The following is a 21,111-nucleotide window of genomic DNA, read 5'->3' on the forward strand; positions in this document are numbered from 1 at the left end:
TAAGAGACGACACATGATTTCGAAACAGTTCTTTCACACGCTGCAGGCCAGGGTCAAGCAGGCGGAGCAGGCAACCGATGCCGAGCTGGTGACCGTTCTGGCCCCCGCCAGCGACGGCTATCGCTACATCCCCACCCTGTGGGCGGCGCTGCTGGCCATGCTCACCCCGCTGCTGGTATTCGAGCTCGGTTTCTGGCTCGGCTGGTACGAGATCCTGCTGGTGCAGTGGTCGGTCTGGCTGGTGCTGAGCATCCTGTTCCACTGGACCCCCATCAAGATGTACCTGATCCCCAAACAGGTTCGCCAGCACAGGGCCGCCCTGATGGCACGCCTGCAGTTCGTCGAACAGGGGTTGCATCGTACCCAGGATCGGCTGGGGGTGCTGATCTTCGTCTCGGTGGCCGAGCACTACGTGGAGATCCTGGTGGATGACGGCATCGCCCAGCACATCGACAACGGTCAGTGGCAGGAGATCATCGATGACTTCACCCGTCGGGTACGCAACAAGGAAGTGGAGCAGGGTTTCCTCGAGTGCATCGAGCGGACCAGCGCCATTCTGACCGACGCCTTCCCCGCCACCCGCGACCAGAACGAGCTGCCGGACAGCCTGATCATCCTCCCCAAGCCCTGAATGGGTTTAAAAAACCGGCATTCTGTTCAAGGGATAGGCGCTCGATAAAGATTATGAAAAATAAGGGGAAAAGTGGTTGACCCAGGCAGCCCTTTCCCCTAAATTACGCCCCGTTCCAGCGCAACGGCGCTGTGAGCGAAAATTTGGTGAGGTGTCCGAGTGGCTGAAGGAGCACGCCTGGAAAGTGTGTATACGGCAACGTATCGAGGGTTCGAATCCCTCCCTCACCGCCAAATTTTAAAGAACCGACCTGATGGTCGGTTTTTTGCTTTTGGGGTTTTCAGATGCGTTGCTCCCGTGAAAGAAAGCAAAACTCTCGTTGGGTACGAGCAACGTTGCCTGTGGTAATGGAGGGCTGCCCGCCGCCCCCAAGGAAAAACCACACGGACTGAAGCATCCAATTCCCACAATCCAATCTAAGAAAACCGGCCCAGTGGCCGGTTTTTTGCCTTCCAACATTTGCAATCTGATCTGTCGAGGCCCCCTTCCCGTCAAAGTCCTGCGATGGCCCCTCCTCTTTTCGGTAAAACGCCCTGCGTGGCCCGGCTGCTTGCCACCCGGGAAAGAAATCTGTCCATCGAGGTCAAGGCACTCACTTTATTGCTCATCGATTGGATATCATTTTGAAAAACTGATACTTAAATAGCTACACTAGCCATTATCAATATTCAGGGATGTATAAAAAATGAGCTTAATCGGCCTGGTCCTGGCATTGATCGCCATCCTGGGCGGCAACATGATCGAGGGTGGACATCCCAGCGCCCTGCTCGATCTGCCCGCCTTCCTCATCGTGATCGGAGGTACCATAGGTGCCGCCTTGACCCAGTTCCCCTTCTCCGTTGTCGGCAGCACTCTCAAGCGTTTCAAGTGGCTGCTGGCCCCCCTCAAACTGGACATGCAGCAGCAGGCCGAACTGCTGGAAAACCTGGCCGGCAATGCGAGACGCAGCGGCATGCTGGCCCTCGAAGGCATGATCGACGAGATCAAGGATCCCTTCCTGCAAAAGGGGGTGCAGATGATGGTCGACGGCTACGAGAAGACCAAGATCCACGAGGTGCTGGAGAACGAGATCGAGTTCGAGCAAGAAGATCTCGAGCAGACCGTCAAATTCTATGAAGCCATGGGCGGCTACTGCCCCACCATGGGGATCGTGGGGGCGGTGTTTGGCCTGATCCACGCCATGGGCCTGCTGGATGCCCCTGACAAGCTGGGTGGCGCCATCGCGGTGGCCTTTATCGCCACCATCTACGGGGTCTCGGCCGCCAACCTGATCTTCCTGCCTTTTGGCAACCGTTACAAAGGGTTTGCCCATCAGATCCGTCACTACAAGGAGATGACCCTGACCGGTATCCTCTGCATCGTGGATGGCGAATCCCAGCAACGCCTGCAAGTCACCCTCGAACCCTACCTCGGAGGCCACGGTGGCAAAAAAGAAAAAGGCTGAAGCGCCGGAGAACCACGAACGCTGGCTGGTCTCCTATGCCGACTTCATGACATTGCTGTTCGCCCTGTTCGTGGTGCTCTACTCCTTTGCCATGGCCAAGCAGTCTGAAACCCGGGTGCTGATCCAGGGCTTCATCGAATCGCTGGGCAAAATTGGCCTCATCTCCCCTGCCGCGGGCTCCCCCGTGATGCAGGGCGGTACCGGCATCCTGGAACCCGAGTCCAAGACCACTCCCAGCAGCCCGAAGAAAGAGACGGTATTGGAGAAGGATGCCCCCATGGCCGCCTCGGACCCCTTCAACGAGACCATCGGTGCCTCGGAAAAGCCGAGCGCAACGGAATCATGGCCTCACAAGACCAAGGAGCAGGAGTGGGTGCAGGTCACCAAGAAGAAGCTGGAGCAGCAGCTCAAGGCACAGATTGAATCCAAGGATCTGGAGGTGGAACAACTGGGCAGCCAGCTGGTGATCCGCATCGGTGAGAAGGCGCTGTTCCCGGCCGACTCCGCCTTCCTGCAGCCCCAGTTCATTCCGCTGGTCAACAAGATCTCCGGCATTCTGGCTGACATTCCGGGCAAGGTGGTGGTCACCGGCCACACCGACAACTCCCAGGCCCCGGTAGAGCTCTATCGCAGCAACTGGGAACTGTCGGTATTGCGCTCCGCCTCCATCGTGCACACCCTGCTGACCAACCCCAAACTCGATGCCACCCGGGTCATCGCCCAGGGGGTCGCGGATGCCCAGCCCCGCTATCCCAATGACACACCCGAGCATCGTCAGGCCAACCGCCGGGTCGAGATCACCCTCTCCCAGGGCAAGGCAGCCGAAGAGGCGCTACCCATCCTCAAACCCTGATCGAGCAGACCCCGCCTGGCGGGGTCTCTCATTTCACGATTAGTTTATTTTTCAAACGATCCCGCCATTTCCGCCTCATCCTAAAAGCGATTGAAAATGATTCTCAAATAGGAACATTGACTCCGCTAGCAAAATACGATTTTCCTCCCGTTGATTAATAATTAATCCTTTGAAATGACATGTAAATCAGTACGAAAGTGGCATAATACGTAACATCCTTGTTAAGTCGCGTGATTAATTCGGTTAGGGAAAACTCCTATGTTTGCTGATATTGCTGTCCAGCATTGGGCTTTTGCTGTCTATGTAGTTGGGGCCATCTGCATCTGCCTGACCATGATCGGCCTTGCCGCCCTGCTGGGTGGTCGAGCCTATGGTCGTGCCAAGAACAAACCCTTCGAATCTGGCGTCGATTCGGTGGGCAATGCCCGTCTACGCTTCTCCGCCAAGTTCTATCTGGTTGCCATGTTCTTCGTCATCTTCGACGTCGAGGCACTCTACCTCTTCGCCTGGTCCGTCTCCGTTCGAGAAAGCGGCTGGGTCGGTTTCATCGAAGCCACCATCTTTATCTCCCTGCTGCTGGTAGGACTCGTCTACCTGTGGCGCATTGGCGCCCTCGACTGGGCACCGAAAAAGCGCGTCCTGACCGACAAGAAGCCAGACTGAATTACTGATTATCCCTTTGAGGTTGCACCATGAAGTACACCCTGACCCGGATCGACCCAGATGCGCCCGTTGAGCGCTACCCCCAGGAACAGCGCCAGACCGTCGAGGATCCCCTGGCTCAAGAGGCCTCACGCGGCATCATGATCGGGCGCCTCGAAGAGGTGCTGCAAGACACTGTCAACTGGGGCCGCAAGAACTCCCTCTGGCCTTACAACTTCGGCATCTCCTGCTGCTACGTAGAGATGTGTACCGCCTTCACCTCCCCCCATGATGTGGCCCGCTTCGGTGCCGAAGTCATTCGTGCCTCACCGCGCCAGGCCGATTTCATGGTGATCGCCGGCACCCCCTTCATCAAGATGGCCCCCGTCATCCAGCGTCTGTATGAACAGCTGCTCGAACCCAAGTGGGTCATCTCCATGGGTGCCTGCGCCAACTCCGGCGGCATGTACGACATCTACTCGGTTGTTCAGGGCGTCGACAAGTTCCTGCCGGTCGACGTCTATATTCCGGGTTGTCCACCCCGTCCCGAGGCATTCCTGCAAGCGCTGATGCTGCTGCAAGACTCCATCGGCAAAGAGCGCCGTCCGCTCTCCTGGGTGGTTGGCGATCAGGGCATCTATCGCCCCCAAATGCCTGCCGAGAAGGACCGCAAGCGTGGCGAGCGGATCAACGTCACCAACCTGCGCACGCCGGATGAGATCTGACCATGAAACTGACTCGAGAATTCCCCAGCAACTACGCCATGGCCCAGTGGCAACCGAGTGATCACAAAGACGCTCAGGTGATCGGCGAGCTGTTCGCCCATTTCGGTGCCGAACGTTTCACCATCCAGAATACCCGCACCGGCGTGCCGGTGGTCTGGCTCTCCCGCGAACTGCTGCTGGATGTCATGGGCTTCCTGCGCAAGCTCCCCTCCCCGTTCGTGATGCTGTTCGATCTCAGCGCCACCGACGAGCGGATGCGCAGCCATCGCCACGACCTGCCCGACAGCGACTTCACCGTCTTCTATCACCTCATTTCCATCGATCGCAACGCCGACCTGATGCTGAAGGTGCCGCTCAAGGAGGGTGATCTGACACTGCCCACCGTCAGCCGCCACTTCCCCAACGCCAACTGGTATGAACGGGAAGTGTGGGATCTGATGGGCATCAACTTCGATGGTCACCCCCACTTGACCCGCATCATGATGCCCAAGAGCTGGCAGGGTCACCCGCTGCGCAAGGATTATCCGGCGCGCGCCACCGAATTCGATCCCTTCATGCTCGATGCGGTCAAACAGGATCAGGAGCAGGACAACCTGCTGTTCAAACCGGAAGAGTGGGGCATGGCCCGTGGCAACGAGAACGAGGACTACATGTTCTTGAACCTCGGCCCCAACCACCCCTCCGCCCACGGAGCCTTCCGCCTGGTGCTGCAGCTCGATGGCGAGGAGATCCGCGACTGCGTGCCCGACATCGGTTATCACCATCGCGGTGCCGAGAAGATGGGCGAGCGCCAGTCCTGGCACAGCTACATCCCCTACACCGACCGGGTCGAGTACTTAGGGGGGGTGATGAACAACCTGCCCTATGTACTGGCGGTCGAGAAGCTGGCGGGCATCAAGGTGCCACAGCGGGTCGACATGATCCGGGTGATGCTGGCTGAGCTGTTCCGCATCCAGAGTCACCTGCTGTTCATCGGTACCTATATCCAGGACGTGGGCGCCATGACCCCCGTCTTCTTCACCTTCACCGACCGGCAGCGGATTTACACCATCATCGAGGCCATCACCGGCGCCCGTATGCATCCGGCCTGGTTCCGCATCGGTGGCGTGGCCCATGATCTGCCCGTCGGCTGGCAGCGGCTGGTACAGGACAACCTGCTGAGCTGGCTGCCCAAGCGACTGATGGACTATGAGAAGGCCGCCATGCGCAACAGCATACTGCGTGGCCGTACCATCGGCGTCGCCGCCTACAATACCGAACAGGCGCTGGCCTGGGGCACCACGGGCGGCGGTCTGCGCGCCACTGGCCTCAACTTCGACGTGCGCAAGTGGCGCCCCTACTCCGGCTACGATCAGTTCGAATTCGAGGTGCCGGTCGGCGCCAACGGCGATGCCTACGATCGCGCCCTGGTGCGCATCGAGGAGGTGCGCCAGAGCATGCGCATCATCGAACAGTGCATGAAGAACATGCCGGAAGGGCCGTTCAAGGCGGATCACCCGCTCACCACGCCGCCACCCAAAGAGCGCACCCTGCAGGACATCGAGACCCTGATCACCCACTTCCTGCAAGTGTCGTGGGGCCCGGTCATGCCGGCCGCCGAGTCCTTCCAGATGATCGAGGCGACCAAGGGGATCAACAGTTATTACCTGACCAGCGATGGCTCCACCATGAGCTACCGGACCCGGATCCGCACCCCGAGCTTTGCTCACCTGCAACAGATCCCCTCGGTGATCCGTGGCCAGATGGTGTCGGACCTCATCGTCTATCTGGGCAGTATCGATTTCGTTATGTCGGATGTGGACCGTTGAGTAACGGCTGTTACCAAGACCCGTTACACGACAAAAAGGACAAGCCACAAAAGGTTAAGCCATGAGCCAGCAATGTCAGTGCCAACACAACCAGTCCCCGCAGGGACAGAGTTCATGCCAGGGCAAGGGGAACGATTTCGTCCTGAGCCAGGCAGAACGCGATGCCATCGAGCATGAGAAACACCACTACGAAGATCCCCGTGCTGCCAGCATTGAAGCGCTCAAGATAGTGCAGCAGGCCCGCGGCTGGGTACCTGACGGTGCCATTCACGCCATCGCCGCCGAGCTCGGCATCCCCGCCAGCGACGTGGAGGGGGTCGCCACCTTCTACAGCCAGATCTTCCGCCAGCCGGTCGGTCGCCACATCATCCGCGTCTGCGACAGCATGGTCTGCTACATCAACGGCCACGAACAACTGCTGGCCGGCCTGAAAGAGGTGATGGACCTGGCCCCCGGCCAGACCTCCGCCGACGGCCGCTTCACCCTGCTGCCGGTCTGCTGCCTCGGCAACTGCGACAAGGGGCCGGCGCTGATGATCGACGATGACACCTACGGTGGGCTCGACGCCGTCAGCCTGCTCAAGACCCTGGAGGCTTACCCATGAGTCTGGCATCCCTTGGTACCGCCAATCGCATCGCCCGCGCGGCCGAGACCCATCCCCTCACCTGGCGGCTGCGCGACGACGGCCAGCCGGTCTGGCTGGATGAATACCAGAGCAAGCAGGGTTACGATGCGGCCCGCAAGGCACTGGGCCAGATGAGCCCGGACGAGATCGTCGGCACCGTCAAGGATGCCGGTCTCAAGGGTCGCGGCGGCGCCGGTTTCTCCACCGGCGTGAAGTGGGGCCTGATGCCCAAAGACGAGAGCATGAACATCCGTTACCTGCTCTGCAACGCCGACGAGATGGAGCCGAACACCTACAAGGATCGGCTGTTGATGGAGCAGCTGCCCCACCTGCTGATCGAAGGGATGATCATCTCGGCCAAGGCCCTCAAGGCCTACCGTGGCTACATCTTCTTGCGCGGCGAGTACGTCGATGCCGCCGCCAACCTGCGCCGCGCGGTCGAAGAGGCCAAGGCTGCCGGTCTGCTCGGCAAGAACATCCTGGGCTCGGGCTTTGACTTCGAGCTGTTCGTCCACACCGGCGCGGGTCGTTACATCTGCGGCGAAGAGACGGCACTCATCAACTCCCTGGAAGGGCGCCGCGCCAACCCGCGCGCCAAACCCCCCTTCCCCGCCGTTTCCGGCGTCTGGGGCAAGCCGACCTGCGTCAACAACGTCGAGACCCTGTGCAACGTGCCCGCCATCATCGGCAACGGTGTGGCCTGGTATCAGGGGCTGGCGCTGCCGGGTTCGGAAGATCACGGCACCAAGCTGATGGGCTTCTCCGGCAAGGTCAACAACCCCGGCTTGTGGGAGCTGCCGTTTGGCATCACCGCCCGCGAGCTGTTCGAGAACTATGCCGGCGGCATGAAGCCCGGCTATCGCCTGAAAGCCTGGCAACCGGGCGGAGCCGGTACCGGCTTCCTGCTGCCCGAGCACCTGGATGCCCAGATGTACGCCGGCGGCATCGGCAAGGTCGGCACCCGGATGGGAACGGGCCTTGCCATGGCGGTGGATGACAGCATCAACATGGTCTCCCTGCTGCGCAACATGGAAGAGTTCTTTGCCCGCGAGTCCTGCGGCTGGTGCACTCCCTGCCGCGACGGCCTGCCCTGGAGCGTCAAGCTGCTGCGCGCGCTGGAGCGAGGCGAAGGTCAGCCAGGGGATCTCGCCACCCTGGAGCAGCTGGTCAGCTTCCTCGGCCCAGGCAAGACCTTCTGCGCCCATGCCCCTGGCGCCATCGAGCCGCTGGGCAGTGCGATGAAGTATTTCCGGTCCGAATTCGAGGCCGGCGTCAAGGCGCCACAGGATAATCGCAAGCAGCTCAAGGGTATCCAGCCCAACCTGCTGGGCGAGCGCTGGTAAGGCACGCAGGGCGCCCGCCGCGGGCCCGCTGAACCGGCGCGAGCCAAAGAATTTATCTCATTGAAGTCAGGGAAGTTGTATGGCCACCATTCATGTAGACGGTAAAGAGTACGAGGTAGACGGGGCAGATAACCTGCTGCAAGCCTGTCTGTCCCTTGGTCTGGACGTCCCCTATTTTTGCTGGCACCCGGCGCTCGGTAGCGTCGGCGCCTGCCGCCAGTGTGCGGTGAAACAGTATCAGAATGCCGACGACAAGCGCGGCCGCCTGGTCATGTCCTGCATGACCCCCTCCACCGATGGCACCTATATCTCCATCGAGGATGAAGAGGCGAAGGAGTTCCGCAAGACGGTGGTGGAGTGGCAGATGACCAACCACCCCCACGACTGCCCGGTGTGCGAAGAGGGTGGCTCCTGCCACCTGCAGGACATGACGGTGATGACCGGCCACAACAGCCGTCGCTACCGCTTCACCAAACGCACCCACCAGAATCAGGATCTGGGCCCCTTCATCAACCACGAGATGAACCGCTGCATCGCCTGCTATCGCTGCGTCCGTTACTACAAGGACTACGCCGGCGGCGAGGATCTCGGGGTCTACGGCGCCCACGACAACGTCTACTTCGGTCGGGTCGAGGATGGCACCCTGGAGAGCGAGTTCTCCGGCAACTTGGTGGAGGTCTGCCCCACCGGCGTGTTCACCGACAAGACCCACTCCGAGCGCTACAACCGCAAGTGGGACATGCAGTTCGCCCCCAGCATCTGCCAAGGCTGCTCGGTCGGCTGCAACATCAGCCCGGGTGAGCGTTACGGCGAGCTGCGCCGCATCGAGAACCGCTATCACGGCGCTCTGAACCACTACTTCCTGTGCGACCGCGGCCGCTTTGGCTACGGCCACGTCAACCTGACAGACCGCCCGCGCCAGCCCCTGCTGCAGGATGGCAATGACAAGCTGGCCATCACGGTGGACGGAGCCCTGAACCGTGCCGCCGATGCCCTGCGCACCGCCGCTGGCGTCATCGGCATCGGCTCGCCCCGCGCCTCGCTGGAGAGCAACTTCGCCCTGCGCGAACTGGTGGGAGCCGCCAACTTCTACAGCGGCGTCGAGCAAAGCGAATGGGAATGCCTGCTGAAGATGCTGCAGATCCTGCAGCACGGCGGCGTGCGCACCCCCAGCCTGCGTGACATGGAAGAGGCCGATGCCGTGCTGGTGCTCGGCGAGGATGTCACCCAGACCGCCGCCCGCATTGCCCTGGCCCTGCGTCAGGCCGTCAAGGGCAAGGGCCGCGAAATCGCCCGCAAGCTGAAAGTGGATCTGTGGCAGGTCGCCGCGGTGCAGACCCTGGCCCAGAACGAGCGCTACCCGCTGCTGATCACCAGCCTGGACAGCACCCGACTGGACGACGTGGCGAGCGGCACCCTGCACGCTCCCCACGCGGATCAGGCGCGCCTCGGCTTCGCCATCGCCCATCTGCTCGATGGAAGCGCCCCTGCCCTGACCGATCTCGCCCCCGAGCAGCAGGCCTTGGCCGCCAGCTGGGCCACGCTGCTCGGCAACGCCAAGAAGCCGCTCATCATCGCCGGTACCGGTGCCCGCAGCCAGGCGCTGCTTGAGGCGGCCAGCAACATCGCCCGTGCCCTCAAGGGCCGCGGCCAGGCCGTGGAGCTCGCTCTGGTAGCCCAGGAGACCAACAGCCTGGGACTGGCCATGCTGGCCGGCAATGCCGCCCCGCTGGAAGCCGCCCTCAAGCGTATCGAAAGCGAAGAGAAGCTCGCGCTGGTGATGCTCGAGAACGATCTCTATCGCCGCGCACCGCGCAGCCGTGTCGATGCCGCCATCGACCGTCTGCAGCACCTGCTGGTGGTCGACCATCAGGACACCGGCACCGCCCAGAAGGCGAACCTGGTGCTGCCTGCCGCCAGCTTCGCCGAGGCCGACGGTACCCTCATCAACATGGAAGGCCGCGCCCAGCGCTTCTTCCAGGTCTATGCCCCCGCCTTCTACGACGCCGACATCCAGGTGCGCGAGAGCTGGCGCTGGCTGGCCGCCCTGCAAGGCGTGCTGGATCGCAAACCGCTGCGCTGGAACACCTTCGACGAGGTGAGCAGTGCCTGCGCCGCCAGCGCCCCGCTGCTGACCAGCATGCGCGAAGCCGCTCCCAACGCGGGTCTGCGCATCCGCGGCATGAAGCTCGCCCGCGAGCCGCACCGCTACAGCGGCCGCACCTCCATGCTGGCGGATCAGAACGTGAGCGAGCCCAGAGTCGCCCAGGATCCCGACTCGCCCTTCAACTTCTCCATGGAAGGCTACGCCGGTGCCCGCCAGCCGCTGCAACAGGTGCCGTTCGCCTGGGCGCCGGGCTGGAACTCCCCGTCCGCCTGGAACAAGTTCCAGGATGAAGTGGGTGGCAACCTGCGTGCCGGGGATCCCGGTCGCCGTCTGCTGGAAGCGGGCGAGGACAGCCTCGGCTGGTTCGACACCGCCCCCGCCCCGTTCAGCGCCAAAGAGGCGCTGCAGGTGGTGAGCTATGACCAGCTGTTTGGCGGCGAAGAGCTGTCTGCCAGAAGCCCGGTCATCCAGGCCCGCATGAGCGAGCCCGTGCTGGTACTGAACCCGGCCGACGCCAACCGTCTCGCCCTCAGTGCCGGCAGCCAGGTCGCCTTCTCCTGGGGTGGCCACCACTGGCGGTTGACCCTGCGTCTGAGCGAGCATCTGGCCGCGGGTCTGGTGGGTCTGCCGCTCGGTGTCAACGGTCTGCCGACCGCCCTGCACCAGCAATATCTCGCTAACCTGCAGGAGGCCATCGCATGAGTGACTCTCTGATCGATCTGTTGCTGGAAATCGGCAAGGCATTGATCGTGCTGGTGGGGATCGTGGGGGCCGGCGCCTTCATGAGCTTCATCGAGCGCCGTCTGCTGGCGCTGTGGCAGGATCGTTACGGCCCCAACCGGGTAGGCCCCTTCGGCCTGCTGCAGCTGGCGGCCGATATGATCAAGATGTTCTTCAAGGAGGACTGGATCCCGCCGTTCGCCGATCGCCGGATCTTCGTGCTGGCCCCCATCATCGCCTTTACCGCCTTCATTCTGGCGTTTGCGGTGGTGCCGATCACCCCCACCTGGGGCGTGGCGGACCTCAACGTGGGGCTGCTCTACATCCTGGCCATCGCGGGGCTGGCGGTCTACGCCGTGCTGTTCGCCGGCTGGTCGAGCAACAACAAGTACTCATTGCTCGGCAGCCTGCGTGCTTCGGCTCAGACCCTCTCCTACGAGGTGTTTCTCGGCCTATCCTTGATGGGTATCGTCATCCAGACCGGCAGCTTCAACCTGCGGGATATCGTGGAAGCCCAGGCAGGACTGTGGAACGTGATCCCCCAGATCCTGGGCTTCATCACCTTCCTGTTTGCCGGCGTCGCCGTCACCCACCGCCATCCGTTTGACCAGCCGGAAGCCGAGCAGGAGCTCGCCGACGGTTATCACATCGAGTATGCGGGCATGAAATGGGGTCTGTTCTTCGTGGGCGAGTACATCGGCATCGTGCTGATCTCCTCGCTCATCGTGACCCTGTTCTTCGGTGGCTGGCACGGCCCCTGGCTGCCGCCCTTCATCTGGTTTGCCCTGAAGACCGCCTGTTTCATGGTGTTCTTCATCCTGCTGCGGGCCTCCTTGCCCCGCCCGCGCTTTGACCAGGTGATGTCGTTTGGCTGGAAAGTCTGCCTGCCGCTGACCCTGCTCAACATGCTGGTCACCGGCGCCGTGGTGCTGATGAATGCGCAGTGAGGCCGCAATGGACAGAAAAATTGTGATGCCGTTTGGCTGGAACGTCTGCTTGCTCGCCGCCCTGCACCCCGCTCGGGATGCAGCCGGTACGGGCTGTGGTGCTGATGAATGTGCAGTGAGGCACGACTATGAAAATTATTAACATCATCAAGGGTGTCGGCACCCAATTGCGCAGCCTGGGGATGGTGTTCTCCCATGCCTGGAGCCCCCGCGAGACCCTCAACTATCCGGAACAGGCCGTCTATGCGGCGCCCCGCTATCGCGGCCGCATCGTGCTGACCCGCGATCCGGATGGCGACGAGCGCTGCGTGGCCTGCAACCTGTGTGCGGTGGCCTGCCCGGTCGGCTGCATCTCGCTGCAGAAATCCGAGCGGGAAGATGGTCGCTGGTACCCTGAGTTCTTTCGCATCAACTTCTCCCGCTGCATCTTCTGCGGCCTGTGCGAAGAGGCCTGCCCCACAACCGCCATCCAGCTGACGCCGGATTTCGAGATGGGCGAGTACCGCCGCCAAGATCTGGTGTACGAGAAGGAAGATCTGCTGATAAGCGGCCCCGGCAAGTATCCGGATTACAACTTCTACCGCATGAGCGGGATGGCCATCGACGGCAAGCCGAAAGGGGATGCCGAGAACGAAGCCAAGCCCATCGATGTCAAGAGCCTGCTGCCCTGAGGAGTCAATCATGGAACTGGCATTCTATGCCGCGGCCCTGGTCGCCATTTACAGCACGCTGCGGGTGATCAGCACCAGCAATCCGATGCACGCGCTGCTCAATCTCATTATCTCCCTCATCGCCGTGGCCATGATCTTCTTCTGCCTGGGCGCCTCCTTCGCGGGCGCCCTGCAAGTGATCGTCTATGCGGGCGCCATCATGGTGCTGTTCGTGTTCGTGGTGATGATGCTGAACCTGGGCTCGGCCCAGGATCAGGAAAAGAACTGGCTCACCCCCACCACCTGGGTGGGCCCCGGCCTGCTTTCGCTCATTCTGCTGGGTTTTCTGGCCTACGGCATTCTCGGGGTCACCGGCGGTGAACTCGGTCTGACCGACGTCAGTGCCAAAGCGGTCGGCATCGCCCTGTTCGGTCCTTACGTGCTGGCGGTGGAGCTTGCCTCCATCCTGCTGCTGGCGGGTCTGGTCACCGCCTATCACCTGGGCCGTGAAGACAAGAGCGGGGAAGTGCTCTCCGTGCCAAAAGCCTCGGCACATCCGTCTCAAGAAGGAGGTCAATGATGAACGGAATCCCGATGGAACACGGCCTGCTGCTGGCTGCCGTGCTGTTCTGTATCGGCCTGTGCGGCCTGCTGATACGTCGCAACTTGCTGTTTATCCTCATGAGTATCGAGATCATGATGAACGCGTCGGCACTGGCATTCGTGGTGGCTGGCAGCCGCTGGGCCCAGGCTGATGGCCAGATCATGTACATACTGGTGATTTCTCTGGCGGCAGCGGAGGCCAGTATCGGCCTCGCCCTGTTACTGCTGCTCTATCGTCGTTACCACACCCTCAACGTGGACACTGTGAGCGAGATGCGCGGATGAGCCTCCTATACCTGACTTTTCTTTTTCCGCTGCTGGGATGGCTGGTGCTGGCCTTCTCCATCGGTCGTTTCGGCGAGCGCACTGCTGCGCTCATCGGCGTCGGCAGCATAGGACTGTCGGCCCTCACTACCCTGTGGGTCGGCATCGATTTTCTCAACACCATGCCAGCTGGCGGCGTCTATACCCAGACCCTGTGGCAGTGGATCTCGGTGGGTAAATTCACCCCCACCTTCCGCCTAGCGCTGGACGGTCTGTCGCTGACCATGCTCGGCGTGGTCACCGGGGTGGGTTTCTTCATCCACCTGTTCGCCTCCTGGTACATGCGCGGGGAAGAGGGCTATTCGCGCTTCTTCACCTACACCAACCTGTTCATCGCCAGCATGGTGTTCCTGGTGCTGGCCGATGACCTGCTGTTCGTCTACCTCGGCTGGGAAGGGGTGGGGCTGTGCAGCTACCTGCTGATCGGCTTCTACTACCGCAACCCGGCCAATGGCGCCGCCGCCCTCAAGGCGTTCGTGGTGACCCGGGTCGGCGACGTGTTCCTCGCCATCGGTCTGTTCGTCCTCTACCGGGAGCTGGGTACCCTCAACATCCACGAGTTGCTGGTACGCGCACCGCTGATGTTTGCCGAGGGCTCCCCTGCCCTGTCGTTTGCCTGTCTGATGCTGCTTGGTGGCGCCGTCGGTAAATCGGCCCAGCTGCCGCTGCAAACCTGGTTGGCAGATGCGATGGCGGGCCCGACCCCGGTCTCGGCGCTGATCCACGCGGCCACCATGGTGACCGCTGGTGTCTATCTCATCGCCCGTACCCACGGCCTGTTCCTGCTGGCCCCCGAGATCCTGCATCTGGTAGCGCTGGTCGGTGCCATCACCCTGGTGCTGGCGGGCTTTGCCGCCCTGGTGCAAACCGACATCAAGCGGATCTTGGCTTACTCCACCATGAGCCAGATCGGCTACATGTTCCTAGCCCTCGGTGTTGGCGCCTGGGAAGGGGCCATCTTCCACCTGATGACCCACGCCTTCTTCAAGGCGCTGCTGTTCCTCTCCGCCGGTGCCGTGATCGTCGCGACCCACCACGAGCAGAACATCTTCAAGATGGGAGGCCTGCGCAAGAGCCTGCCGCTGGTCTATGCCTGCTTCTTGGTGGGGGGCTCGGCCCTGGCCGCGCTGCCGCTGGTGACCGCCGGTTTCTACAGTAAAGACGCCATCTTGTGGCAGGTGCAGGCCAGCGGCCAGAGCGCCCTGCTGTGGGCCGGTCTGGGCGGTGCTTTCCTCACCTCCCTCTACACCTTCCGCCTGATCTTCATCGCCTTCCACGGCAAGGAGCAGACCCAGGCTCACGCCGGTCACGGCCTGGCCCATCAGCTGCCGCTGCTGGTCCTGCTGGTGCTCTCCACCGGCATCGGCGCCCTGATCGTGCCGCCGCTGGCAGGGGTTCTGCCGGCGGGTCCGGGGGATCACATCGAAGAGGGGCGCCATGGGCTGGAGATCACCTCCGCCATCATCGCCATCGCCGGCATTGCCCTGGCTGCCTTCCTGTTCCTGGGCGAGCGCCGCCTGGCCAGCAGCGTGGCCAACAGCGCGCCGGGCAAGTTGCTCAGCACTCTCTGGTTCAATGCCTGGGGCTTTGACTGGCTTTACGATCAGCTGTGGGTCAAGCCGTATCTGCTGGCGACCCGGCTGCTCGGCAAGGATCCGCTGGACTGGATGATGAACCTGCCGGCCTGGCTGGCACAGAGTGGCCACCAGCTGTTGGCCTGGACCGTTTCCGGCAAGTTGCGCTGGTATGCAGCCTCCATGGGGATGGGCGCCGCCCTGATCCTGGCCCTGCTGCTGCTCAGCTGATCCCGTGATGCAGCCCCTGAACTCGCAGCAAGCCCACGGGCCTGCACAGTGACTAGAACATAGACGAGAGCTGATATCGTGACCTTACTCTGGATCTTGTTAATACCCTTCATCGGCGGTCTGCTCTGTTGGCAGACCGAGCGATTCGGCGAGTACTTCGTACGCTGGGTCGCCCTGCTGTCGATGAGCGCCTGCCTGCTGCTCTCCTGCGCCGTCTGGTGGAGCGGTGACTTCACCCTGGCAGCCCAGGGCGGCGTGCCCGTCTGGGCCGCCGAACTGCAACTGCCCTGGATCCCCCGCTTCGGCATCTCACTGCACCTGGCAGTGGATGGTTTGTCGCTGTTGATGGTGATCCTCACCTGCTTCATCGGCGTGCTGGCCATCCTCTGTTCCTGGAAGGAAATCGTGCAGCGCATCGGCTTCTTCCACCTCAACCTGTTGTGGATCCTGGGTGGCGTGCTCGGCGTTTTCATGGCGCTGGATCTGTTCCTGTTCTTCTTCTTCTGGGAGATGATGCTGGTACCGATGTACTTCCTGATTGCGCTGTGGGGCCATTCGGTCACCGACGGCAAATCCCGGATCAACGCCGCCACCAAGTTCTTCATCTACACCCAGGTCAGCGGCCTCATCATGCTGGTCGCCATCCTGGGCCTGGTGCTGACTCACCATGCCGCCACCGGTGTGTTTACCTTTGACTATCAGGACTTGCTGAACACCCCGATGAGCAAGGGCGTGCAGTGGCTGCTGATGCTGGGCTTCTTCATCGCCTTCGCGGTCAAGATGCCGCTGGTACCGCTGCACGGCTGGCTGCCAGATGCCCACAGCCAGGCACCGACCGCGGGTTCCGTGGACTTGGCGGGGATCCTGCTGAAAACCGCCGCCTACGGCCTGCTGCGCTTCGCTCTGCCGCTGTTCCCCGAAGCGTCCGCCGAATTTGCCCCCTACGCCATGGTGCTGGGTCTCATCGGCATCGTCTACGGCGCCATCGTGGCGTTCGCCCAGACCGACATCAAGCGGCTGGTGGCCTACACCAGTATCTCCCACATGGGCTTCGTGATGATCGCCATCTACTCTGGCAGCGAACTGGCCCTGCAGGGTGCCGTGGTGCAGATGATCGCCCACGGCCTCTCCGCCGCCGGCCTCTTCATCCTGTGCGGTCAGCTCTACGAGCGGCTGCACACCCGCGACCTGCGTCTGATGGGCGGGCTGTGGGGCCGTCTGCGCTACCTGCCTGGCGTGATGCTGTTCTTCTCGGTCGCCTCTCTGGGGATGCCGGGCACCGGCAACTTCGTCGGCGAGTTCCTGATCCTCATCGGCAGCTTCCAGGTTGCCCCTGTGCTCACCATCATCGCCACCTTCGGCCTGGTACTGGCCTCGGTCTACTCCCTCATCATGCTGCAGCGCGCCTGCTTCGGTACCCCCAAGGACGAGAGCGTCCTCAAGGGGCTCGACAGTCGCGAGCTGGTGATGATGATGACCATTGCCGGTCTTTTGGTGTTGCTCGGTGTCTATCCCCAGCCTGTGCTCGACACCGCGGGCAACAGCCTGCTGAGCGTGCTGCACTGGTACGCCCTGCCCTTCGCAGGAGCATTGCAATGAGAGTGACCGCTGTTAAACCGCTGGCCCTGTTGCCTTCCTTGTCCATTACAGGAGCACTGCAATGACCTTCACCGCTTCGCAACTGCTGGCCCTGCTGCCCCTGTTGCTGACAACCGGGGCCATGGTGGCCCTGATGCTGGCCATCGCCTGGAAACGGTGCGATGACACCGCCTTCGTGGTCACCATCGCCGGTCTCAACCTGGCGCTCTTCTCCCTGCCCATCGTGATGGCGCAAGGCGATCAGGGGGTCACCCCGCTGCTGCAGATCGATGGCTACGCCGTCTTCTACATGGGGCTGGTGCTCATCGGCGCCCTGGCGACCTGTACCTTCGGCCGCTCCTGGCTCAAGGGCTATCCGGACAACCGGGAAGAGTTCTACCTGCTGCTGCTGATCGCCACCGCCGGTGGCCTGGTGCTGGCTGGCTCACGTCACCTCGCCTCCCTGTTCATCGGGATCGAGATGCTGACCCTGCCGATGTTCGGTCTGGTGGGCTACGCCTATCGCGAGCGCCACTCGCTGGAGGCCAGCATCAAGTACATGGTGCTCTCCGCCGCCGCCACCGCCTTCCTGCTGTTCGGCATGGCGCTGCTCTATGCCCAGGCCGGCAGCCTGAGCTTCAGCGATCTGGGACTGACCCTGGCCACCACCCCGGCTCACCACCCGCTGCTGATGGGCGGTCTGGGTCTGATGCTGGTCGGCTTTGCCTTCAAGCTCTCCCTGGCACCGTTCCACCTCTGGACCCCGGACGTGTACGAAGGGGCGCCGGCACCGGTGGCCACCTTCCTCGCCACCGTCAGCAAAATCGCGGTGTTCTGCGTGCTGCTGCGCTTCTACCTGGCGGTGCCCGCCGCCGCGGATCCCATGATCCACTGGCTGCTGGCCGCCATGGCGGTGGTCTCCATCGTCATCGGCAACCTGCTGGCTCTGCTGCAGACCAACATCAAGCGGATGATGGGTTACTCCTCTATCTCCCACTTCGGTTACCTGCTGGCGGTGATCGTGGCGAGCCGTCTCGGCCAGATGCCGGTGGAAGCGGCCGGCGTCTATCTGCTGATGTATCTGTTCACCAGCCTGGGGGCCTTCGGCGTCATCAGCATGATGTCCAGCCCCTATCGCGGCAAGGATGCGGACTCCCTGCACAGCTACCGCGGCCTGTTCTGGCGTCGTCCCTACCTGACCGCCGTGCTGACCGTGATGATGCTCTCGCTGGCCGGTATCCCCATGACGCTCGGCTTCATCGGCAAGTTCTACCTGATCGGGGTGACCGTCGATGCGAAGCTGTGGTGGCTCTCCGGCGCCATCGTGCTCGGCAGTGCACTGGGTCTCTACTACTACCTGCGGGTCATGGTCACCCTCTACCTGCGCGAGCCCGGCATGCAGCTGCGCGACGCCAAGGGGGACTGGGCCATCACCTCCGGTGGTCTGGTGGTGCTGCTCTCCGCCGCGCTGGTGGTGGCGCTGGGTCTCTATCCCCAGCCGGTCATCAGCCTGGTGCAGGGCTTCCAGAACGTGGTGCTGCACTGATTTCACTCCACCCCAAAAACCGGCCCAAGTGGCCGGTTTTTTTATCTGCCCAAAGCGCAGGATGCCTGACCAGCTGTCTCAAATTTATCTGCCTTTATAACGGCTTATGGCCGCTTGCCGGACACGACCGGGTATCCACCGCGCCCCCCTTGCTGATATATTGATGATTGGCAGGAAAGGAGTTCCGAGCGATGATGCAGCCCGCGTTTCATTCATTCGATGCGCAGCCACTGGCCGATGCACTGCGCCCCTATCGTGGCCAGCGGCTCGACGTCTTGCTGGCCGAGCAGGATGCAGAGTACGTAACCGACCTGCAGCAGCAGTGCCGGAACCTCGAAATTCAACTCAGCGGCGCCCTCTTTCCACGCCTCATCAGCCGTCATGGCTTTCATGAACGCGGCGCCTGGCTGCTGCCGCGCCCGGCCTCCCACGTCCCGCTGCTCATCCCGCTCGATCCCGTCGCCAGCGCCGATGAGCAGGCCCGTCTGCTCTGCGACGCGCTGGCCCCTCGTCTTGCGCAGTGGCCACCAGCCGAAGGCATACCGACCCTCTTTCTGACCTTCGATGCCATGATCCCCAACATCGCCTCCCTCCTCGAGGGGATCTATCTGCATCTCGCGGACAGGGTCCACTATGCCGGCGTCAATGCCGGCAGTGGCCAGTTCCGCCCCATGCCCTGCCTGTTCGACAACCACAGACTGCTGGAACAGGCGGTCTGCTGCACCCTGCTGCCCCATCGCAGCTACCCCCTGCTCGAGCACGGCTATCAGCTCACCGCCCAGCCCATGCTGGCCACCAGCAGCGAGGGCAACAAGATCTCCTTCATCGACTGGCAGCCCGCCTTCAGCCGCTACCAGTCCCTGGTCCAGCAACAGTTCCAGCAGCGCCTGACTCCGGAGCAGTTCTACCAGTACGGCGTCCACCTGCCGCTTGGGCTGCTACGGGCCAACGGCGACGTCATAGTGCGCATCCCGGTCGCCGTCACCGACGAGGGGGCGCTGCTCTGCGTCGGGGAAGTGCCGGATCACAGCATCCTCACCCTGCTCAAGGCGCCTCACAGCCCGACCGCCCACGCCATCGAGCTGGCCGAAAAGCTGAGCCGGCACGGGGCACCGGAGCGCCTCGAGATCTACTACTGCGCTGGCCGCCAGCAGCACTTCGGCGAGCAGAGCACCCTGGAGCTGGAGACCCTCTTCAGCCACAGCGGCGCCCACGAGCTGGTCGGCGCCCTCTCTCTTGGTGAAATCGGCAACCTGCGGCCGGGGGACTATCCGCTGTTTCACAACGGCGCAATTCTCTGCAATGGGGAGGGATTGCGATGAACAACGACCACGCCATGGCCATCGTCTGCGATCTCGCCCTCTGCATCGGCCGCGAGGTCACTCTGGATGCCCTGCTGACCAAGGTGCTGCAGCGCTTTCTGTTTCACTGCGCCTGCCCGGTCGGGTTGGTGCTGCAGCAGCTGCCGCAGGGGGAGTACAAGATCATCAAGGCGATCGGCGACGAGCAGCTGCTTCGCCATCAGGGAGAGCCGCTCCCACTGCCCCACTGGGTCAGCGACGGCGAGCAGTGCCTCCTGGGGGCAGCGCTGCCGCTGCCAAGTTCGCGCCCCTACCCGTTTGCCTATCGGCTGCGGATCGAGGGTGGCTACCTGATGCTGCTGCTCTCCCCCAATGCGGAACAGCAGGGAGAGCAGCTCTGCCACCTGTTCAGCCCCATCCTCGGCAACCTGGCCCGCGCCATCCAGCTGTGCCGGGACAGCGAGCAGCTGGCCCTGCGCCAGCAGGCGGAGCTGGTCGACATGCAGCGCTTCAACGAATCCCTGCTCAAGGCGATCCCCATTCCGGTGTTCTACAAGGATGTCGAGGGGCGTTTCATCAGCTGCAACCCGACCTTCACCCAGATCACCGGCATTAGCAAGGCCGAGCTGCAGGGCAAGCGGGTGGACGAGATCCTCCCCCCCGAGATGGCCGACGAATACACCCAGCGCGATCTGGAGGTGCTGCGCAGCAGGCAGCCGCAATATTTCGAGCACACCCTGTTTGATCGCAGCGGCCACCGCTATCAGGTCCTCAACTTCAAGGATCTCTTCTACGACCACCAGGGCGAGGTGGCCGGCATCATCGGCGCCCTGGTCGACATCACCCACATCAAGGAGAGCGAGCAGCAGCAACGCACCCTGCTGTTCCAGACCATAGCGGCGCTCTCCTCCGCCATCGCCCACAAGGATCCCGGCACCGCGGGCCACGAGCGGCGCGTGCACGATCTCGCACTGGCCATTGGCCAGCATCTGCAACTTTCCCAAGAACGCCTCGACGGGCTGGGCCTCGCCGCCATGGTGCACAACATCGGCCTGTTGCAGATCCCGGCGGAGATCCTCACCCGCCCCCGCGCATTGAGGGAGGTGGAGTTCGAGCTCATCAAGCAGCACCCGCAGGCAGGCTGTGAAATCCTGCAGCAGATAGACTTCCCCTGGCCCATCACCGCCATCGTGCAGCAGCACCATGAGAACCTGGACGGCAGCGGTTATCCGCAGGGGCTGCAGGGGGATGCCATCTCGCTGGAGGCGCGCATCATCCGGGTGGCCGATTCTCTCGCCGCCATGACAGCCCACCGCCCGTTCCGGCGAGCCATGTCCCTCACCGATGCCTTTGCCGAACTGACCCGCTATGCCGGCGTCCATTACGACGAGCAGGTGGTCAGCGCCTGTTTCGCCGTGTGGCAGGCGGGTTATCGCTTTGCTCCCCTTTGACCGAGGCA

18 protein-coding genes and 1 tRNA gene are annotated in these 21,111 nt (G+C 62.5%); all 19 read left to right on the forward strand.

Translation table 11 applies throughout. From position 1 onward, the window contains the following. The first annotated feature begins 13 nt into the window (after window positions 1–13). The 19 genes from ACB032_RS06910 to ACB032_RS07000 all read left to right on the forward strand — a co-directional run bounded on the left by ACB032_RS06910 (window position 14) and on the right by ACB032_RS07000 (window position 21,103). A complete protein-coding gene (locus tag ACB032_RS06910) occupies window positions 14–631 on the forward strand; it encodes a TPM domain-containing protein (protein ID WP_011705669.1) in 618 nt (205 codons plus the stop codon). A 145-nt stretch (window positions 632–776) separates the two neighbouring features. Beyond that, window positions 777–864, forward strand: a tRNA-Ser gene (locus tag ACB032_RS06915). A gap of 452 nt (window positions 865–1,316) precedes the next feature. Next, window positions 1,317–2,075: a flagellar motor protein gene (locus ACB032_RS06920; RefSeq protein WP_011705668.1), complete on the forward strand. Its 759-nt coding sequence runs from the start codon at window positions 1,317–1,319 to the stop codon at window positions 2,073–2,075. Further along, complete coding sequence (locus tag ACB032_RS06925; RefSeq protein ID WP_011705667.1) at window positions 2,053–2,928, forward strand: flagellar motor protein MotB; 876 nt, start codon at window positions 2,053–2,055, stop codon at window positions 2,926–2,928. The genes ACB032_RS06920 and ACB032_RS06925 overlap by 23 nt, the downstream gene beginning before the upstream one ends. Window positions 2,929–3,186: 258 nt before the next feature. After that, window positions 3,187–3,591 carry an NADH-quinone oxidoreductase subunit A gene (locus tag ACB032_RS06930; protein ID WP_016350419.1) on the forward strand — a complete coding sequence of 135 codons (405 nt, stop codon included), beginning with the start codon at window positions 3,187–3,189 and terminating at the stop codon, window positions 3,589–3,591. A 29-nt stretch (window positions 3,592–3,620) separates the two neighbouring features. Beyond that, window positions 3,621–4,295, forward strand: coding sequence for an NADH-quinone oxidoreductase subunit B family protein (locus ACB032_RS06935; RefSeq protein WP_005299840.1), 675 nt, complete (start codon window positions 3,621–3,623; stop codon window positions 4,293–4,295). 2 nt (window positions 4,296–4,297) lie between these two features. Then, a complete protein-coding gene (nuoC, locus tag ACB032_RS06940) occupies window positions 4,298–6,103 on the forward strand; it encodes an NADH-quinone oxidoreductase subunit C/D (RefSeq protein WP_011705665.1) in 1,806 nt (601 codons plus the stop codon). Between the two features lie 61 nt (window positions 6,104–6,164). After that, window positions 6,165–6,707: an NADH-quinone oxidoreductase subunit NuoE gene (gene nuoE, locus ACB032_RS06945; RefSeq protein ID WP_029303307.1), complete on the forward strand. Its 543-nt coding sequence runs from the start codon at window positions 6,165–6,167 to the stop codon at window positions 6,705–6,707. After that, on the forward strand, window positions 6,704–8,071 hold the full coding sequence (gene nuoF / locus ACB032_RS06950; protein ID WP_011705663.1) for an NADH-quinone oxidoreductase subunit NuoF: 1,368 nt from the start codon (window positions 6,704–6,706) through the stop codon (window positions 8,069–8,071). The genes nuoE and nuoF overlap by 4 nt, the downstream gene beginning before the upstream one ends. Before the next feature lie 79 nt (window positions 8,072–8,150). Further along, window positions 8,151–10,880, forward strand: a complete 2,730-nt coding sequence (gene nuoG / locus ACB032_RS06955; protein ID WP_371137628.1) for an NADH-quinone oxidoreductase subunit NuoG — start codon at window positions 8,151–8,153, stop codon at window positions 10,878–10,880. Beyond that, window positions 10,877–11,845, forward strand: a complete 969-nt coding sequence (gene nuoH, locus ACB032_RS06960; RefSeq protein ID WP_011705661.1) for an NADH-quinone oxidoreductase subunit NuoH — start codon at window positions 10,877–10,879, stop codon at window positions 11,843–11,845. Before nuoG ends, nuoH begins: the two co-directional genes overlap by 4 nt. A gap of 128 nt (window positions 11,846–11,973) precedes the next feature. Then, window positions 11,974–12,516 carry an NADH-quinone oxidoreductase subunit NuoI gene (gene nuoI, locus ACB032_RS06965; protein WP_011705660.1) on the forward strand — a complete coding sequence of 181 codons (543 nt, stop codon included), beginning with the start codon at window positions 11,974–11,976 and terminating at the stop codon, window positions 12,514–12,516. 10 nt (window positions 12,517–12,526) lie between these two features. After that, a complete protein-coding gene (gene nuoJ, locus ACB032_RS06970; RefSeq protein WP_011705659.1) occupies window positions 12,527–13,075 on the forward strand; it encodes an NADH-quinone oxidoreductase subunit J in 549 nt (182 codons plus the stop codon). Then, window positions 13,075–13,383 (forward strand): NADH-quinone oxidoreductase subunit NuoK, encoded by a 309-nt coding sequence (gene nuoK, locus ACB032_RS06975; protein ID WP_005299823.1) that lies wholly within the window; start codon window positions 13,075–13,077, stop codon window positions 13,381–13,383. Before nuoJ ends, nuoK begins: the two co-directional genes overlap by 1 nt. Beyond that, window positions 13,380–15,227, forward strand: a complete 1,848-nt coding sequence (gene nuoL, locus ACB032_RS06980) for an NADH-quinone oxidoreductase subunit L (RefSeq protein ID WP_371137629.1) — start codon at window positions 13,380–13,382, stop codon at window positions 15,225–15,227. The genes nuoK and nuoL overlap by 4 nt, the downstream gene beginning before the upstream one ends. Window positions 15,228–15,305: 78 nt before the next feature. Further along, window positions 15,306–16,826 carry an NADH-quinone oxidoreductase subunit M gene (nuoM, locus tag ACB032_RS06985; RefSeq protein ID WP_011705657.1) on the forward strand — a complete coding sequence of 507 codons (1,521 nt, stop codon included), beginning with the start codon at window positions 15,306–15,308 and terminating at the stop codon, window positions 16,824–16,826. Between the two features lie 61 nt (window positions 16,827–16,887). Beyond that, window positions 16,888–18,351 (forward strand): NADH-quinone oxidoreductase subunit NuoN, encoded by a 1,464-nt coding sequence (nuoN, locus tag ACB032_RS06990; RefSeq protein ID WP_017410206.1) that lies wholly within the window; start codon window positions 16,888–16,890, stop codon window positions 18,349–18,351. A gap of 191 nt (window positions 18,352–18,542) precedes the next feature. Beyond that, on the forward strand, window positions 18,543–19,673 hold the full coding sequence (locus tag ACB032_RS06995; protein WP_371137630.1) for an FIST signal transduction protein: 1,131 nt from the start codon (window positions 18,543–18,545) through the stop codon (window positions 19,671–19,673). Next, window positions 19,670–21,103, forward strand: a complete 1,434-nt coding sequence (locus ACB032_RS07000; protein ID WP_223950206.1) for an HD domain-containing phosphohydrolase — start codon at window positions 19,670–19,672, stop codon at window positions 21,101–21,103. The genes ACB032_RS06995 and ACB032_RS07000 overlap by 4 nt, the downstream gene beginning before the upstream one ends. The last annotated feature ends 8 nt before the right edge of the window (window positions 21,104–21,111 follow it).

This window comes from Aeromonas sp. S5(2024) (genome assembly GCF_041403025.1).
Taxonomy (GTDB): Bacteria; Pseudomonadota; Gammaproteobacteria; order Enterobacterales; family Aeromonadaceae; genus Aeromonas; species Aeromonas hydrophila.

Coding starts and splice junctions, on each gene's coding strand:
- ACB032_RS06995 (WP_371137630.1), top strand. CDS start 18,543: ATGATGCAGCCCGCGTTTCATTCATTCGATGCGCAGCCACTGGCCGAT.
- ACB032_RS06910 (WP_011705669.1), top strand. CDS start 14: ATGATTTCGAAACAGTTCTTTCACACGCTGCAGGCCAGGGTCAAGCAG.
- nuoF (WP_011705663.1), top strand. CDS start 6,704: ATGAGTCTGGCATCCCTTGGTACCGCCAATCGCATCGCCCGCGCGGCC.
- nuoL (WP_371137629.1), top strand. CDS start 13,380: ATGAGCCTCCTATACCTGACTTTTCTTTTTCCGCTGCTGGGATGGCTG.
- ACB032_RS07000 (WP_223950206.1), top strand. CDS start 19,670: ATGAACAACGACCACGCCATGGCCATCGTCTGCGATCTCGCCCTCTGC.
- nuoE (WP_029303307.1), top strand. CDS start 6,165: ATGAGCCAGCAATGTCAGTGCCAACACAACCAGTCCCCGCAGGGACAG.
- ACB032_RS06930 (WP_016350419.1), top strand. CDS start 3,187: ATGTTTGCTGATATTGCTGTCCAGCATTGGGCTTTTGCTGTCTATGTA.
- nuoH (WP_011705661.1), top strand. CDS start 10,877: ATGAGTGACTCTCTGATCGATCTGTTGCTGGAAATCGGCAAGGCATTG.
- nuoN (WP_017410206.1), top strand. CDS start 16,888: ATGACCTTCACCGCTTCGCAACTGCTGGCCCTGCTGCCCCTGTTGCTG.
- nuoK (WP_005299823.1), top strand. CDS start 13,075: ATGAACGGAATCCCGATGGAACACGGCCTGCTGCTGGCTGCCGTGCTG.
- nuoG (WP_371137628.1), top strand. CDS start 8,151: ATGGCCACCATTCATGTAGACGGTAAAGAGTACGAGGTAGACGGGGCA.
- nuoI (WP_011705660.1), top strand. CDS start 11,974: ATGAAAATTATTAACATCATCAAGGGTGTCGGCACCCAATTGCGCAGC.
- ACB032_RS06920 (WP_011705668.1), top strand. CDS start 1,317: ATGAGCTTAATCGGCCTGGTCCTGGCATTGATCGCCATCCTGGGCGGC.
- ACB032_RS06935 (WP_005299840.1), top strand. CDS start 3,621: ATGAAGTACACCCTGACCCGGATCGACCCAGATGCGCCCGTTGAGCGC.
- nuoJ (WP_011705659.1), top strand. CDS start 12,527: ATGGAACTGGCATTCTATGCCGCGGCCCTGGTCGCCATTTACAGCACG.
- nuoC (WP_011705665.1), top strand. CDS start 4,298: ATGAAACTGACTCGAGAATTCCCCAGCAACTACGCCATGGCCCAGTGG.